This is a genomic window from Macrococcus armenti (assembly GCF_020097135.1).
Classification (GTDB): Bacteria; Bacillota; Bacilli; order Staphylococcales; family Staphylococcaceae; genus Macrococcoides; species Macrococcoides armenti.
On record NZ_CP083608.1, the window covers coordinates 797,710 to 814,436 of the forward strand.

A 16,727-nucleotide genomic window follows, 5' to 3' on the forward strand; every position below is an offset into this window, starting at 1 on the left:
AGACAAATCATTATCAAACTGCAAAAATTGAAAAATCGCAAAAAAAAAACACTGAAATTTAAAAATTTCAGTGCGATTTTTTAATTTCTGCATATAAAACGAAAAAATTTCATACAAAAATTAAAAAATAGTCATTTAATAAAAATATTATAATTCTCCACTTTCTCTGAATTTCTTCTTAAATGTAAAACCGACGCCGAAAGTCGCAATAAATAAAATAATTGCAATCCCCATAATAATAAAGTTACCTTCAGCTAATCCGATGCTGAATAATATAAGCATTAATACTGCAAAACATGCAAATATGAATTGTGTAATCGTACTTTTTTTCATATGTAATTACTCCTTTTTGCTTTCTATAAAATACAGGATATATTAAAATCGTATTATATGTTATAATATCACAGTTACATAAAAACTGTAAGTTGATTAAGAAGGGAAAGTCCAGATGACTAAATTAAGAGAAGATGTACGTAATATTGCAATTATTGCCCACGTTGACCATGGAAAAACTACATTAGTAGATGAATTATTGAAACAATCAGGAACGTTTCGTGATAACGAACAAGTAGATGAGCGTGCAATGGATTCAAATGATATCGAAAGAGAACGTGGTATTACGATCTTAGCGAAGAATACAGCAATTGATTATAAAGGAACACGTATTAACATTTTAGATACACCAGGACACGCCGATTTCGGTGGAGAAGTTGAACGTATTATGAAAATGGTAGACGGTGTTGTACTTGTTGTTGATGCTTATGAAGGCACGATGCCTCAAACGCGTTTCGTATTAAAGAAAGCGTTAGAGCAAAATTTAAAACCAGTAGTAGTCGTTAATAAAATCGACAAACCTTCAGCTCGTCCTGAAGAGGTATTAGATGAAGTGTATGATTTATTTATTGAATTAGAAGCAAATGATGAACAGCTTGACTTCCCGGTTGTGTACGCAAGTGCAATTAACGGAACAGCAAGTTTAGATGAATCAACACAAGATGAGAACATGCAGAGCTTATACGAAACAATTATAGATTACGTACCTGCACCTGTTGATAACCGTGAAGAAGACCTTCAGTTCCAGGTTGCATTGCTGGATTATAACGATTATGTTGGACGTATCGGTATCGGACGTGTGTTCCGCGGTACGATGGAAGTAGGACAGCAAGTATCATTAATTAAATTAGATGGTACGATTAAAAACTTCCGTGTGACTAAAATTTTCGGTTTCTTCGGATTAAAACGTGTAGAAATTGAAAAAGCATATGCAGGAGATTTAATCGCTGTATCAGGAATGGAAGATATTAACGTAGGTGAGACAGTTGCGCCAGTTGATAATCCTGAAGCATTACCTGTATTAAGAATCGATGAGCCGACATTACAAATGACATTCTCAGTTAACAACTCGCCATTTGCTGGTAAAGAAGGTAAGTTTGTTACTGCACGTAACATTCAGGACCGTTTAGAATCACAACTTGAAACTGACGTTTCATTACGTGTTGAATCAGTTGGTCCAGATAGCTGGATAGTTTCTGGACGTGGAGAACTACATCTTTCTATCTTAATCGAAAACATGCGTCGTGAAGGCTTTGAATTACAAGTTTCTAAACCTGAAGTTATCGTTAAAGAAATTGATGGTAAGAAATATGAACCATACGAACGTGTACAAATTGATGTTCCTGAAGAACATACAGGATCAGTAATAGAATCACTTGGTACTCGTAAAGGTGAAATGGTTGACATGGTGAACAGTGGAAACGGACAGACACGTTTAATTTTCAACGTACCTGCACGTGGATTAATCGGTTACCGTACTGAATTCATGTCGATGACACGTGGTTATGGTATTTTAAACCATACATTTGATGAATATCGCCCATTACTTAAAGGTCGTATCGGTGGCCGTCGTAACGGTGTACTCGTATCAATTGATAAAGGGGTTGCAAGTACTTATGCAATCTTAGCCCTTGAAGATCGTGGTACAAACTTTATGGAACCAGGTACTGAAGTTTATGAAGGTATGATCGTTGGTGAAAACTCACGTGATAATGACTTAACGGTCAACATTACGAAAGTAAAAGCAGCGAACAACATTCGTTCTGCAACAAAAGAGCAGACAACAACAATGAAAAAACCTAGAATCTTAACACTTGAAGAAGCGTTAGAATACTTAAATGATGATGAGTTAGTGGAAGTTACACCTGAATCAATTCGTTTAAGAAAGAAAACGTTAGATAAATCTCAACGTGAAAGAGAACAGAAGAAAGCGAAAGCTGCACTGCAGGAAGAAGAATAGGAGTGATTAAATGAACTTTCTTATAGGGAACGTCAGTGTCGATCCTGAACAAAGAATGTCATTTCTCGCAAAACTGTTTGCAGTAGATAAAAATCCAGATGCCGGTATGTGGTATTTACTAATTGCGATATTTATTTTAAGTGCAATTGTCTATAACTTAGGATTCGCGCGTAAAATTGAACCTTGGCAAAATGTCGTAATTTATATCATGCTGTTTATCGGATGTATTATCCTGACATTTTTAGCGGTATTTTTACCGATAGGAGAAAGTCTGATTATCGCAGCAATTGTATTAGGATTATATCGCTACAGACTGCATAAAGAAAGAAAACAAACATAAAGAGAAGACGATTTCGTCTTCTCTTTTTTTCATTGTTATAAATATACATTTAGAAGATATCTTTTCTAAAAAAATAAAATATTTGTAAATTAGTCGTATACACTGTAATATTAAGGTAATAATTTTAGGGAGGAAAGCTTAATGAGTAAATTTACAAATAAGCAACAAAAATTTTCGATTAGAAAGATGAGCGTTGGTACTGCATCGTTATTGATTGGAACATTGTTTTTTGTAGCGCATGATGCGGATGCTGCAACTGAAACGACAACACCGTCTAAAGAAACAACAACTGAAAGTGCTTCTAACCAACCACGAACAAATGATACAAATCAATCAACTTCTAATAGTACTTCACCTGATACATCTACTAAGCAATCATCTACTGACAAACCTGATTCGTCTACAATTGCATTAAAATCGACAAATGATGCACCTGTTATGGCTTTAGCTGCGAATAATATCCCCGTAATTTCTACTACTGCATTAAACAATTATAAAGTTGGAGATACATTTAATCCGTTAACTGGTATGAGTGCAACTGACGCTGAAGACGGTGACTTAACTGCTAACATTCAAGTTATATCAAATAACGTTGATACTTCAAAAGCAGGAACTTACCAAGTTGTATATCAAGTCACTGATTCGAATGGAAATATTGCGAAAGCAACTCGAAATATTTTAGTATCAGACACGACACCACAAAGTATTCCAAAAATTACAAATACAGCATCAAATACATATACTGTCGGTGACGCATTTAATCCATTAACTGGTGTAACTGCAACGGATGCTGAAGATGGAGACTTAACTCCCAAAATTCAAATTGTATCAAATAATGTTGATTTAACTACACCTGGTACTTATCAAATTGTATATCAAGTCACTGATACAACAAATCAGACATTCAGATTAACAAGAACGATTACTGTTCAACCTAAACCTGTAGCAAACGATATTCCTAAAATAGTTTCTAATGATACTAATAACTACACAGTTGGTCAAACATTCGACCCATTAAAAGGAATTGTTGCAACAGATACAGAAGATGGTACGATCACTTCTAAAGTTGTCGTTGCTTCAAATAATGTAGATACAACTAAAGCAGGTACATATCAAGTTGTGTATGAAGTAACAGACAGTAAAGGGCAAACTGCTAGGTTAGTCAGAACAGTAAGTGTAGCAGTTCCAAATAATGCACCGAAAATTACATCATCAGCTTCAAACAATTATTTCGTAAACGATAATTTTAATCCAATGGATGGAGTAAATGCAATGGATCCAGAAGAAGGGGATATCTCTTCTAAAATTACAATAGTGTCTAATAATGTAGATACATCAAAAGCAGGAACGTATCAAGTTATATACCACGTTGTTGATGCGCAAGGTAATACTGGAAATTTTACGCGTAATATTTTAGTAAGTGAAAGAAATACTATGCCTAAAATTACAAGCAGTGGATCAAACAACTTAACTGTTGGTGATACATTCAATCCATTAACAGGTATTAAAGCGACAGATACAGAAGACGGAGACATTACATCAAAAGTCGTTGTCGTATCAAATAACGTAGATACAACTAAGCCAGGTACGTATCAAGTCGTATACAAAGTAACGGATTCAAAAGGCAGTGCGTTTACGTTAACACGTAACGTATTAGTAAGTGCGGTACAAGTGCCACCAGCACCAAATACAGCTCCGAAAATTACAAGCAGCGCATCAAACAACTTAACTGTTGGAGATGCATTTAACCCATTAACAGGTATTAAAGCGACAGATACAGAAGACGGAGATATTACATCGAAAGTCGTTGTCGTATCAAATAACGTAGATACAACTAAGCCAGGTACGTATCAAGTCGTATACAAAGTAACGGATTCAAAAGGCAGTGCGTATACGTTAACACGTAATGTATTAGTAAGTGCGGTACAAGTGCCACCAGCACCAAATACAGCACCGAAAATTACAAGCAGTGGATCAAACAACTTAACTGTTGGAGATGCATTTAACCCATTAACAGGGATTAAAGCGACAGATACAGAAGACGGAGACATTACGTCAAAAGTCGTTGTCGTATCAAATAACGTAGATACAACTAAGCCAGGTACGTATCAAGTCGTTTATAAAGTAACAGATTCAAAAGGCAGTGCATTTACGTTAACACGTAACGTATTAGTAAGTGCGGTACAAGTGCCACCAGCACCAAATACAGCACCGAAAATTACAAGCAGTGCTTCGAATAACTATATCGTTGGAGATGCATTTAACCCATTAACAGGGATTAAAGCGACAGATACAGAAGACGGAGACATTACATCAAAAGTCGTTGTCGTATCAAATAACGTAGATACAACTAAGCCAGGTACGTATCAAGTCGTATACAAAGTAACGGATTCAAAAGGCAGTGCGTTTACGTTAACACGTAATGTATTAGTAAGTGCGGTACAAGTGCCACCAGCACCAAATACAGCACCGAAAATTACAAGCAGTGCTTCGAATAACTATATCGTTGGAGATGCATTTAACCCATTAACAGGGATTAAAGCGACAGATACAGAAGACGGAGACATTACATCAAAAGTCGTTGTCGTATCAAATAACGTAGATACAACTAAGCCAGGTACGTATCAAGTCGTATACAAAGTAACGGATTCAAAAGGCAGTGCGTTTACGTTAACACGTAATGTATTAGTAAGTGCGGTACAAGTGCCACCAGCACCAAATACAGCACCGAAAATTACAAGCAGTGCTTCGAATAACTATATCGTTGGAGATGCATTTAACCCATTAACAGGTATTAAAGCGACAGATACAGAAGACGGAGACATTACGTCAAAAGTCGTTGTCGTATCAAATAACGTAGATACAACTAAGCCAGGTACGTATCAAGTCGTATACAAAGTAACGGATTCAAAAGGCAGTGCGTTTACGTTAACACGTAACGTATTAGTAAGTGCGGTACAAGTGCCACCAGCACCAAATACAGCACCGAAAATTACAAGCAGCGCATCAAACAATTTAACTGTTGGAGATGCATTTAACCCATTAACAGGTATTAAAGCGACAGATACAGAAGACGGAGACATTACGTCAAAAGTCATTGTCGTATCAAATAACGTAGATACAACTAAGCCAGGTACGTATCAAGTCGTATACAAAGTAACAGATTCAAAAGGCAGTGCGTTTACGTTAACACGTAACGTATTAGTAAGTGCGGTACAAGTGCCACCAGCACCAAATACAGCACCGAAAATTACAAGCAGCGCATCAAACAACTTAACTGTTGGTGATACATTCAATCCATTAACAGGTATTAAAGCGACAGATACAGAAGACGGAGACATTACGTCAAAAGTCGTTGTCGTATCAAATAACGTAGATACAACTAAGCCAGGTACGTATCAAGTCGTATACAAAGTAACGGATTCAAAAGGCAGTGTGTTTACGTTAACACGTAACGTATTAGTAAGTGCGGTACAAGTGCCACCAGCACCAAATACAGCTCCGAAAATTACAAGCAGCGCATCAAACAACTTAACTGTTGGAGATGCATTTAACCCATTAACAGGTATTAAAGCGACAGATACAGAAGACGGAGATATTACATCGAAAGTCGTTGTCGTATCAAATAACGTAGATACAACTAAGCCAGGTACGTATCAAGTCGTATACAAAGTAACGGATTCAAAAGGCAGTGCGTATACGTTAACACGTAATGTATTAGTAAGTGCGGTACAAGTGCCACCAGCACCAAATACAGCACCGAAAATTACAAGCAGTGGATCAAACAACTTAACTGTTGGAGATGCATTTAACCCATTAACAGGGATTAAAGCGACAGATACAGAAGACGGAGACATTACATCGAAAGTCGTTGTCGTATCAAATAACGTAGACACAACTAAGCCAGGTACGTATCAAGTCGTTTATAAAGTAACAGATTCAAAAGGCAGTGCGTATACGTTAACACGTAACGTATTAGTAAGTGCGGTACAAGTGCCACCAGCACCAAATACAGCACCGAAAATTACAAGCAGCGCATCAAACAACTTAACTGTTGGTGATACATTCAATCCATTAACAGGTATTAAAGCGACAGATACAGAAGACGGAGACATTACATCGAAAGTCGTTGTCGTATCAAATAACGTAGATACAACTAAGCCAGGTACGTATCAAGTCGTATACAAAGTAACGGATTCAAAAGGCAGTGCGTTTACGTTAACACGTAATGTATTAGTAAGTGCGGTACAAGTGCCACCAGCACCAAATACAGCACCGAAAATTACAAGCAGTGCTTCGAATAACTATATCGTTGGAGATGCATTTAACCCATTAACAGGGATTAAAGCGACAGATACAGAAGACGGAGATATTACATCGAAAGTCGTTGTCGTATCAAATAACGTAGATACAACTAAGCCAGGTACGTATCAAGTCGTTTATAAAGTAACGGATTCAAAAGGAAATGTATTTACTTTAACAAGAACTGTAACAGTAAATAAATCACAAGTACCACCTGTGACGAAGCCACCAGTAAATGAAGAACATAAAAATTCTGTTCCAGAAATTAAAGTTGTAGCACCTAATGAAATAAAAGTAGGGGAAAAATTTAATCCACTGGATGGTGTTATCGTTTCTGATAAGGAAGATGGTAACATCACGTCGAATGTTGAAGTTATCTTTAACAATGTTGATACAACAAAGCCAGGATCTTACGAAGTAAAATATAAAGTAACTGATTCAAATGGAGGAACATTTACATTAGAACGAACTGTAATTGTAAATGCGGTAAATAATGTAACCTCTAAATTAGGCACTTCAAATAATGAAAATAGAGGTAAACAAAATTTAATGCAAGATAAAAACGATGTTCATAATATGAATAGCAGTTCTCAAAAACAAGTTGACCAAAAAACAAAAGGTGAGTCAGCAAAAAATGACACCGCAAAAGCTTTGTTACCAGAAACAGGTGAACAAAATGGCCTGTTGCCTGTTGCAAGCGCATTACTTAGCCTTGGATTTGTATCATTATTTGTTTCAAGAAGAAAAAAATAGATAGAAATTAATGATTTGTAATCATTAAAATGTAGTATTAAAAACGCTGAAAAATGTATGTATACATTTTTCAGCGTTTTTATATGTGTCATTAAATAATTTCGATACCTGTTACATGTTTTAATTTTAAAATTAACGTATCTTCAAGTAAATAAGCATCGACCATACCGTCATCATAGAGTCGTTTACCGTCTTTTGAAAACTGGATGTAAAATTGATGCAAATCTTCTAGTTTGATTTCAGCGCTATCCGTTTCATTTATAAGTTTAATCGCTGTCGCATCTTCATGTGGTTCAGCATTAGTTATAAAAGGTTCCAGGTTCATTAAGAATGTCCCTTCTAATAACTGCTGTTTTTTAAACTTCTTCTCGGATATGAGTGTTGGTGGTTTTGAACCGCCTTCTAATATTTCTCGATTCCATTCATAATTATCTTCGAATGAAATCGAATCGTTGTCGCGCTTTATCGTTTTGTTCAATGTATCCATCTCAACTTTACGATCATCAAAAATAAAAGTTGAAGGATCTAACGTAATATTAAAGTTTACTTTTCCTTTAATTTGAATAATCATCTCTATCACCCTTTCATTCATCATTATGATATACATTTCTTAATTAGTAAATGCTTGATTTTTAAAGGCTCGTACTATAAAATTTTAAAGTATAGAATATGAAATGAGGGAGTATGCTATGAGCGATAATATAGACTACAAACAAAAGGCATATGACCAGCTAAGTCAAGATGCAGATAAAATTTTGCAGTTGATTAAATTACAGATGGATAATTTAACGATGCCTCAATGTCCGTTATATGAGGAAGTTTTAGATACACAAATGTTTGGTTTAAGCCGTGAAGTAGATTTTGCAGTAAGAATCGGACTTGTCGATAGTGATGAAGGAAAGGCTTTACTGACATCTTTAGAAAAGGAACTTTCAAAATTGCATGATGCATTCACCAATATTTAAGGGGTTGGGTCAATATTTTGGTGCCCGACCTCTATTTTTTAGAAATGAGCGGATTTAATGATTTATTTAAAGAGATTCTTTCGTTACGTTAAAGACAACACAAAATATGTTGATTTTCCTTTGTTAATCACTTATGTAGTGCTCGCTTTAATTGGACTCGTAATGGTATATAGTGCGAGTATGGTTGCTGCAACACGTGGTACATTAACAGGCGGTACGCCCGTCAGTGCGAATTACTTTTATATTCGACAGTTATTTGCAATTATATTAAGTTTTGGCATAGTTTTTGTTATGACATACTTTATGTCCATTAACTTGCTTTATAATAGAAGGTTGCAGCAATATGCAATCTTTGGCATTATGGCACTGCTCATTCTGACACGTATATTTGGTCGTGAAGTTAATGGTGCAAAAAGTTGGCTACCACTTGGATTTATGCAGCTGCAGACATCAGAACTATTAAAACTCGTCGTCATTATTTATTTAGCATATATATATAATAAAAAACGTAATCTTGATAAGTTAAGTGTGGATATTATTGCACCGCTTATACTTGTTGGACTTTGTTCAGGACTTGTATTAATGCAGAATGACTTAGGTTCTACATTATTAATTTTAATGATCGTAGGTAGTATTTTCCTTTATTCAGGAATTGCGATAAAGACTGTATTGAAAATGGGGGGTATCATTTTCGGTGGTTTGATCACGGCAGCACTTTTTTCTTTTGGAACTGGATTAACGAACTTTCTTGGTGCCCATCAGAAACAACGTTTTGAAGTGTTGGCAAACCCGTTCGCAGATGAAAGCGGGGCAGGGTATCATTTGTCTAACTCATTACTTGCAATTGGTAACGGTGGGATATTCGGTAAAGGGCTTGGTAATGGTGTGATGAAACTCGGTTACTTACCGGAGCCGCATACGGATTTTATATTCGCAGTTATTGCTGAAGAACTTGGCCTCGTTGGCGTACTCGTAATTATTAGTTTGCTGTTCTTTATTGTATTTAAAGGATTTATTTATGCAGCGACAGCGCGTACGATGTTCCATAAGCTTATTTGTGTCGGTGTTTCTAGTTATATCGGTATTCAGACGTTCATTAATTTAGGCGGTATTTCAGGATTAATTCCGTTAACAGGTGTGCCATTGCCATTTTTAAGTTACGGTGGTTCAAGTTTATTGAGTTTATCAATCGCGGTCGGTTTACTGTTAATGACTTCAAAAGATATAAAAAGAGACAATGAAAGAAGAACACGTTGATTGAATAAGAAAAGCGCATTACAGAGCAAATTGCTTTGTAATGCGCCTTTTTTATAGTATGAATTCATTTGATTATGTGAAAACGTTAACAATATGACAACTTCGTGTCACTTACAGTGCAACTTAAGATTCCCGTCATTTATATACTATAATAAGTGCGTACGATAATACGACCAGGAGGCATCATATGAAAACAATCAAAAAATTACTCGTTGCAAACCGTGGTGAAATTGCAATACGTATATTCAGAGCAGCGACTGAGCTGCATATTCCGACAGTCGCAATTTATGCAAAAGAAGATAAAGGGGCATTACATCGCTATAAGGCGGATGAAGCATATTTAATTGATAGTACAAGTCCATATCTGGATATTGAACAGATTATTGCTTGTGCAAAAAGTTGTGGTGCAAATGCAATCCACCCAGGATATGGTTTTTTAAGTGAAAATCAAACCTTTGCTGCTCGATGTGCTGAAGAGGGAATTATTTTTATCGGTCCTGAAATTAAACATTTGAATATGTTCGGTGATAAAGTAAAAGCGAGAGAAACAGCTATTGCTGCGGGTCTACCGATTGTACCTGGTATGAATGAAGCAAATATCGAAAGTGATGCTGTAAAACAATTTGCACAACAGCACTATCCCGTTATTATTAAAGCAATTTCTGGTGGTGGTGGAAAAGGAATGCGTATCGTTCATGATGCGACTGAACTGGAAGAGGCAATCATTCGTGCACAATCGGAAGCGGAAAAGTCATTTGGAAAAAGTGAAGTTTATATCGAGAAATATATAGAGAATCCAAAACATATTGAAGTTCAGATTATTGGTGACACGCATGGTAATATCGTTCATTTATATGAAAGGGATTGTTCTGTACAGCGTCGCCATCAAAAAGTAGTTGAAGTTGCACCTTCAGTTGGCCTATCTCAAAAACTACGTGATGAGATATGTCAGGCAGCATTACATTTAATGCAGCAGATTGAATACGTGAATGCAGGAACAGTAGAATTTCTAGTGAGCGGTGAAGATTATTATTTCATAGAAGTAAATCCACGCATACAAGTGGAACATACGATTACTGAAATGGTGACGGGTATTGATATCGTAAAAGCTCAAATATTAATTGCTGAAGGTGCAGCATTATCAGATCCACGCGTTGCAATTCCTGAGCAATCTCACATTATTACTCATGGCTTTGCAATTCAATGTCGTATTACAACTGAAGATCCATTAAATAACTTTATGCCAGATGCAGGGACTATTACTGCGTATCGCTCAAGCGGTGGATTCGGTGTTCGTCTTGATGCAGGTGATGGATTTCAAGGCGCAGAAATCTCTCCGCTTTATGATTCACTGCTCGTTAAACTTTCAACACACGCGCTTACGTTTAAGCAGGCAGAGGAGAAAATGGTGCGTTCACTGAAAGAAATGCGTATTCGCGGTATTAAAACGAACTTACCGTTTTTATTAAATGTCGTGTCACATCCTAAGTTTATTGAAGGTGATTATAATACTGGTTTCTTAAATGAATATCCTGAACTTTTTAATATCGCTGTGCCAAGAGATAGAGGTTCTAAAACGCTCTCGTATATCGGGAACGTTACTGTAAATGGTTTTCCGGGCATTAAATCGAATGAAAAACCGAAATTAGCGTCATTTATAAACAAATTTAATTTACCTGATTACGAAGGTACGAAACAGTTGCTTGATACACATGGAGCCAATTACGTTGCAGACTGGATAAAGCGACAGGATGATGTCTTAGTAACTGATACAACGTTTAGAGATGCACATCAGTCACTTCTTGCAACACGTATTCGAACGAAAGATATGCTGAATATTGCACACGATACAAGTCATATTATGAAAAACAATTTCTCTCTTGAAATGTGGGGTGGTGCAACATTTGATGTCGCATATAATTTTCTGAAGGAAGACCCATGGGATAGATTGAAACAGTTAAGAAAAAGAATTCCGAATGTGTTATTCCAGATGTTGTTCAGAGCATCCAATGCAGTAGGTTATAAAAATTATGCAGACAACGTTATTGAACGATTTGTGGCTCAAGCAGCTGAGCATGGCATCGATGTATTCAGAATTTTTGATTCTCTGAACTGGCTTGATCAGATGAAAGTCGCAAATGAAGCAGTTTTGAAAGCCGGAAAAATTTCTGAAGGTGCAATATGTTATACAGGAGATATATTAAATCCGAATCGCTCTAGTATTTACACACTTGAATATTATTTAAAAATGGCTAAAGAGATGGAGCAAGAAGGGTTTCATATATTAGCGATAAAAGATATGGCAGGCTTGCTGAAACCTGAAGCGGCTTATACTTTAATCAGCGCTTTAAAGGCAGAAGTTTCAATGCCGATTCACCTGCATACACACGACACGAGTGGCAATGGCATCATGATTTATAATAGAGCGATTGACGCAGGCGTTGATATTATTGACACTGCATTAAGTACGATGAGCGGATTGACGAGTCAGCCATCAGCGAACAGTTTATATTATAGTCTTGAAGGTAAAAAGCGCAATTTACGTTTAAATATTGAAGGCGCAGAACATTTATCTAAATATTGGGCACAAGTCAGAAACTATTACAAAGATTTTGAAAGTGACATTAAATCACCCCATACTGAAATATATCATCATGAAATGCCGGGAGGTCAATATTCAAACATTGAACAGCAGGCAAAAAGTTTAGGTTTAGGCGATAAGTTTGAAGATGTAAAAGCAATGTATGCACGCGTAAATCTCATGTTTGGTGATGTAGTGAAAGTAACACCTTCGTCAAAAGTTGTTGGAGATATGGCGCTATATATGGTGCAGAATAATCTTGATGAAACGTCTGTTATAGAAAGAGGAGAGACGCTTGATTTTCCTGAGTCAGTCGTTTCATTCTTTAAAGGCGAAATCGGGCAGCCGGTGAATGGTTTTCCTGATACATTAAGCAAAGTTGTATTGAAGGGTAAACCACAAATGCATGAACGACCAGGAAAGTTGCTAGAAGATGTTAATTTTGAACAGCTAAAAGAGAAACTCTCGTCACGATATAGTACGTTAACTGAAGAAGATATTACGAGTTATGCGATATATCCGAAAGTGTTCGAGGCATATAAACAAACAGAAGCGCAGTTTGGTAATGTGTCTTTACTAGATACGCCTACATTTTTCTATGGTATGCAAAAAAATGAAACTGTTGAAATTGAAATTGATAACGGTAAAACATTAATCATTACATTACTTAGTATCGGACATGTTCGTGAAGATGGTACGAGAACACTGTACTTCGAACTCAATGGTATGCCAAGACAAGTTGTAATCCAGGATAAAAAAGCACATGTTTCAAATGATGTGATGAAAAAAGCCGATCGCAGCAATATAAATCATATCGGTGCACAGATGCCTGGAACTATTGGTGAAATAAAAGTTTCTGTTGGCGACAATGTAAAAAAAGGTGATGTGTTATTAATTACAGAAGCGATGAAGATGGAAACGAGTGTGCAGTCACCAGTAGATGGTGTCGTAAAACAAATACACGTAACAAAAGGTTCATTAATTCAAACTGATGACTTATTAATTGAACTTGAAGCATAAAAAATCCCGAAAGACATGTGTCTTTCGGGATTTTAATTTAATTATTTCGCTCTGTTTATTAACAATATGAAGTAGCAGAGTAAACCGAATAATAACGTAATAAATAATGCATGAAGTAATGCAATATACAAGTTAACCGTCGTAAATATCGTTAATGCACCAGTTAATACTTGTAAACAAATTAGAATGAAGGCAATAAGATAGCCATATTTAATTACACGATACTGACTATAGTTTCTAATCGCATGAAACGCAACGTATGTCAGCCATATAAATAAAATAAATGCTAACGTTCTATGGCTCATCTGTACCCATTCATAAAAGTTCTGCGGTAAAGAAAATTCACCATTACGACAAAGTGGCCAGCTCGTACAGGCTAAACTTGCTTTTTCGTGTCTTACAAGTGCACCACTATAGATTACAAAGTAAATATAACTTGTTATACCGATTGTATGACGTCTCAGTTTTGGTTGCAATACGAGCATCGTTGCGTCGAATTTCTGATCCACTTCAAATATTAATAATGTAAGCAATAGAACAGAACTAAAGCTGATCAGTGAAATACCGAAATGAAGTGCCAGTACGAAACCATTTTGCTGCCATATCACTGCTGCTGCTCCAATGAGTGCCTGTGCGAATATAAATCCGATACTCATCGAACATAAAAACTTAGTTTCCTTTTTGTAACCGATGTACTTCATACTTAAAATTACAAGCCATGTCACACTGATCAGCGCTAGTCCTGAAACGCCACGATGTGCAAGTTCGATTAATGTTTCTTTCGGAATATAAGTTGGTAAAAACTTGCCGTGACAAAGTGGCCAGCTACTACCACATCCATCAGCAGAGCCTGTTTTCGTAACGAGTGCACCGCCTATTTGCACAAATAGCATCAAAATCGTGGTGAATAGCGATAACCATTTTAAATTTTTCTCCTTTAACAACAAAAACACCTCTATCTATATTCTTAACATTTAACATAATTATCGTATAATCATATATAAATAGTATATACTTAAGTAATAGTATAACAATCATATGAATAATTAAATGTGTCACATTTGTGAACAAATGCGTTAATTCATAAAAAAGAAAAATGTCACAATTTAATTTCGAAAATGTATAGAAAATGTGACAGTTTTCATATATTATTGTTATTATATGCGTTAGTATTGTAAAAGGAGGGTGAAAATGCAGAATGAACACATTTTAAATGGTGTTAAACCTATAGAGCGGCGTCTGACTATTAAAGATGTAAAGGCTATCATTAAACTAGGACTCGTACAAGGCAATTTAATACCAGCGTTTGCAGGTGCGTTTATAGCGATTATGTTAAGCGGACGTTCATTTTTAAGTAGTATACCTGAACTTTTAACGATGCTGATTGGCACTACACTTATTATGGCAGGAAGTTGTGCTCTGAATAACTATTACGACCAGGATATCGATCGTATTATGCCAAGTAAGCAAACGAGGCCGTCTGTTACAGGTAAGATTTCATCAAACGCAATATTGCGATTAAGTTTTATCTTAATGGCAATAGGAGAAGTTTTCCTGTTTATGATAAACGCTGAAGCCGGAATTATCGGTTTTCTCGGAATCTTTGGTTACGTTGTGCTTTACTCGATCTGGTCAAAGCGACACCTTGTTTCAAATACTATAATAGGTAGTTTTCCAGGTGCGATTCCACCACTTGTGGGTTATGCAGCTATCGAACCATCACTTAGCAAAGTGGCCTGGATGTTATTCATCATTATGTTTATATGGCAACCTGCGCATTTTTATGCACTTGCGATTAGACGCAGCGATGAATATGCACTTGCAAACATTCCGATGTTGCCATCTGTAAAAGGGTTTAAACGTACGAGAGTTTCAATGCTGTTTTGGGTATTGCTCTTATTACCGACACCATTTTTCATGACTGAACTCGGAACAATATTTGTAGTACTTGCTTCGGTATTAAATCTGGGATGGCTTTTGTTAGCGATTTCTGGATTTAAATCAAATGTTAAAGAAAATAAATGGGCAATGACAATGTTTATTTATTCTTTAAACTATTTGATGATATTTTTTGTTATGATAGTAGTAGTTACATTAATTCAAACAATTTGATTATGAATGGTGAAAGAGGGGTTAGAATTAAATGAAAAACAAGTTTAAAAATGTAAAGCTGATGGGTTTAATTGCATTATTGTTAACTGTATTAGCAGGATGTGGTAAACCTGAACTTTCTGCTTTACGTCCTGCAGGGGAAGTTGCAAGAGATCAGTTTAACTTAATGATGCTTGCAGTAGGTATTATGGTTTTCGTTATTATCATAGTTGTTATTATTTTCGTATTAGCAGTAATTAAATTCCGTCGTGGCAAAGTTGGAGAAGACTTTGTACCGAAAGATGTTCACGGAAACCATACATTAGAAATTATATGGACAACAATTCCAATTATCCTTCTGTTAATCTTAGCGATTCCAACAGTAATGCTTACTTTTAAATTAGCGGATACGAAAGCAATGGATAAAGTAGATGCTAAAGGTAAGAACAAGGAAATGGTTGTTAATGTAACTGCAAATTTATACTGGTGGGAATTTGAGTATCCTAACGAAGAAATCGTAACAAGTCAGGAATTAGTCGTTCCTACAGATACGAAAGTATACTTCCGATTACATTCAGCGGATGTTAAACACTCATTCTGGATTCCGGCAGTTGGTGGTAAATTAGATACAAACGTAGAAAACATCAACAAATTCTATTTAGTGTTTGATGGCGATAAAGCTAAAGAAGCAAAGAACATGTTCTATGGTAAGTGTGCGGAGCTTTGCGGACCGTCACATGCTTTAATGGACTTCAAAGTAAAAACGATGTCTAAAGAAGATTTCAAAACTTGGGTATCTGATATGAAAGCTATCAAAAAACCAGTAGCAACAACTGATGCTAAAGAAGGAGAAAAAGTCTTCAAACAATCTTGTCAAGGTTGTCATGCTGTAACACCAACTGGTAAAGGTGCGAAAGGTCCAAACTTAACAACATTTGGAGATCGTAACCGTGTTGCTGGTGTAATGGAACACAATGAAGAAAACCTTAAGAAATGGATTAAAGATCCAGAATCAGTTAAGCCTGGTAATACAATGACAGGTGCTTACAAAGTTTCAGATAGTGAGATTGATGCTTTAGCTAAATACTTAATGGAACGAAAAGTTGAAAAGTAATCATTAAAGGG

Annotated in this window: 11 protein-coding genes; 8 read left to right on the forward strand and 3 right to left on the reverse strand. The window is 36.1% G+C overall.

Annotation, left to right across the window (positions count from 1 at the left end; genetic code table 11):
• Positions 1-147: 147 nt before the first annotated feature.
• Positions 148-333: a DUF5325 family protein gene (locus LAU42_RS04220; protein WP_224184443.1), complete on the reverse strand. Its 186-nt coding sequence runs from the start codon at positions 331-333 to the stop codon at positions 148-150.
• 115 nt (positions 334-448) lie between these two features.
• Between LAU42_RS04220 and typA the strand changes: the two genes are divergently transcribed.
• The 3 genes from typA to LAU42_RS04235 all read left to right on the forward strand — a co-directional run bounded on the left by typA (position 449) and on the right by LAU42_RS04235 (position 7,688).
• Complete coding sequence (typA, locus tag LAU42_RS04225) at positions 449-2,293, forward strand: translational GTPase TypA (protein WP_224184444.1); 1,845 nt, start codon at positions 449-451, stop codon at positions 2,291-2,293.
• Between the two features lie 10 nt (positions 2,294-2,303).
• Positions 2,304-2,633, forward strand: a complete 330-nt coding sequence (locus tag LAU42_RS04230) for a YlaH-like family protein (RefSeq protein ID WP_224184445.1) — start codon at positions 2,304-2,306, stop codon at positions 2,631-2,633.
• A 141-nt stretch (positions 2,634-2,774) separates the two neighbouring features.
• Complete coding sequence (locus LAU42_RS04235; protein WP_224184446.1) at positions 2,775-7,688, forward strand: immunoglobulin-like domain-containing protein; 4,914 nt, start codon at positions 2,775-2,777, stop codon at positions 7,686-7,688.
• Positions 7,689-7,779: 91 nt separating this feature from the next.
• Here the strand turns inward: LAU42_RS04235 and LAU42_RS04240 are convergent, their stop codons facing one another.
• The gene (locus LAU42_RS04240) at positions 7,780-8,256 is read right to left on the reverse strand and encodes a hypothetical protein (protein ID WP_224184731.1); all 477 of its coding nucleotides are present in this window, start codon (positions 8,254-8,256) and stop codon (positions 7,780-7,782) included.
• 121 nt (positions 8,257-8,377) lie between these two features.
• Here LAU42_RS04240 and LAU42_RS04245 point away from each other — a divergent pair, with 121 nt between their 5' ends.
• The 3 genes from LAU42_RS04245 (at position 8,378) to LAU42_RS04255 (ending at position 13,511) form a co-directional block, all read left to right on the forward strand.
• Entirely contained in the window at positions 8,378-8,653 is a 276-nt protein-coding gene (locus LAU42_RS04245) for an Fpa/YlaN family protein (protein ID WP_224184447.1), read from the forward strand.
• A 57-nt stretch (positions 8,654-8,710) separates the two neighbouring features.
• Complete coding sequence (locus LAU42_RS04250; RefSeq protein ID WP_224184448.1) at positions 8,711-9,910, forward strand: FtsW/RodA/SpoVE family cell cycle protein; 1,200 nt, start codon at positions 8,711-8,713, stop codon at positions 9,908-9,910.
• A gap of 187 nt (positions 9,911-10,097) precedes the next feature.
• On the forward strand, positions 10,098-13,511 hold the full coding sequence (locus LAU42_RS04255; RefSeq protein ID WP_224184449.1) for a pyruvate carboxylase: 3,414 nt from the start codon (positions 10,098-10,100) through the stop codon (positions 13,509-13,511).
• A 41-nt stretch (positions 13,512-13,552) separates the two neighbouring features.
• Here LAU42_RS04255 and LAU42_RS04260 read toward each other — a convergent pair whose 3' ends face one another.
• Positions 13,553-14,455, reverse strand: a complete 903-nt coding sequence (locus LAU42_RS04260; RefSeq protein ID WP_277602379.1) for a COX15/CtaA family protein — start codon at positions 14,453-14,455, stop codon at positions 13,553-13,555.
• A 247-nt stretch (positions 14,456-14,702) separates the two neighbouring features.
• Between LAU42_RS04260 and cyoE the strand changes: the two genes are divergently transcribed.
• Positions 14,703-15,623 carry a heme o synthase gene (cyoE, locus tag LAU42_RS04265; RefSeq protein ID WP_224184451.1) on the forward strand — a complete coding sequence of 307 codons (921 nt, stop codon included), beginning with the start codon at positions 14,703-14,705 and terminating at the stop codon, positions 15,621-15,623.
• Between the two features lie 31 nt (positions 15,624-15,654).
• Entirely contained in the window at positions 15,655-16,716 is a 1,062-nt protein-coding gene (gene coxB / locus LAU42_RS04270) for a cytochrome c oxidase subunit II (protein ID WP_224184452.1), read from the forward strand.
• The last annotated feature ends 11 nt before the right edge of the window (positions 16,717-16,727 follow it).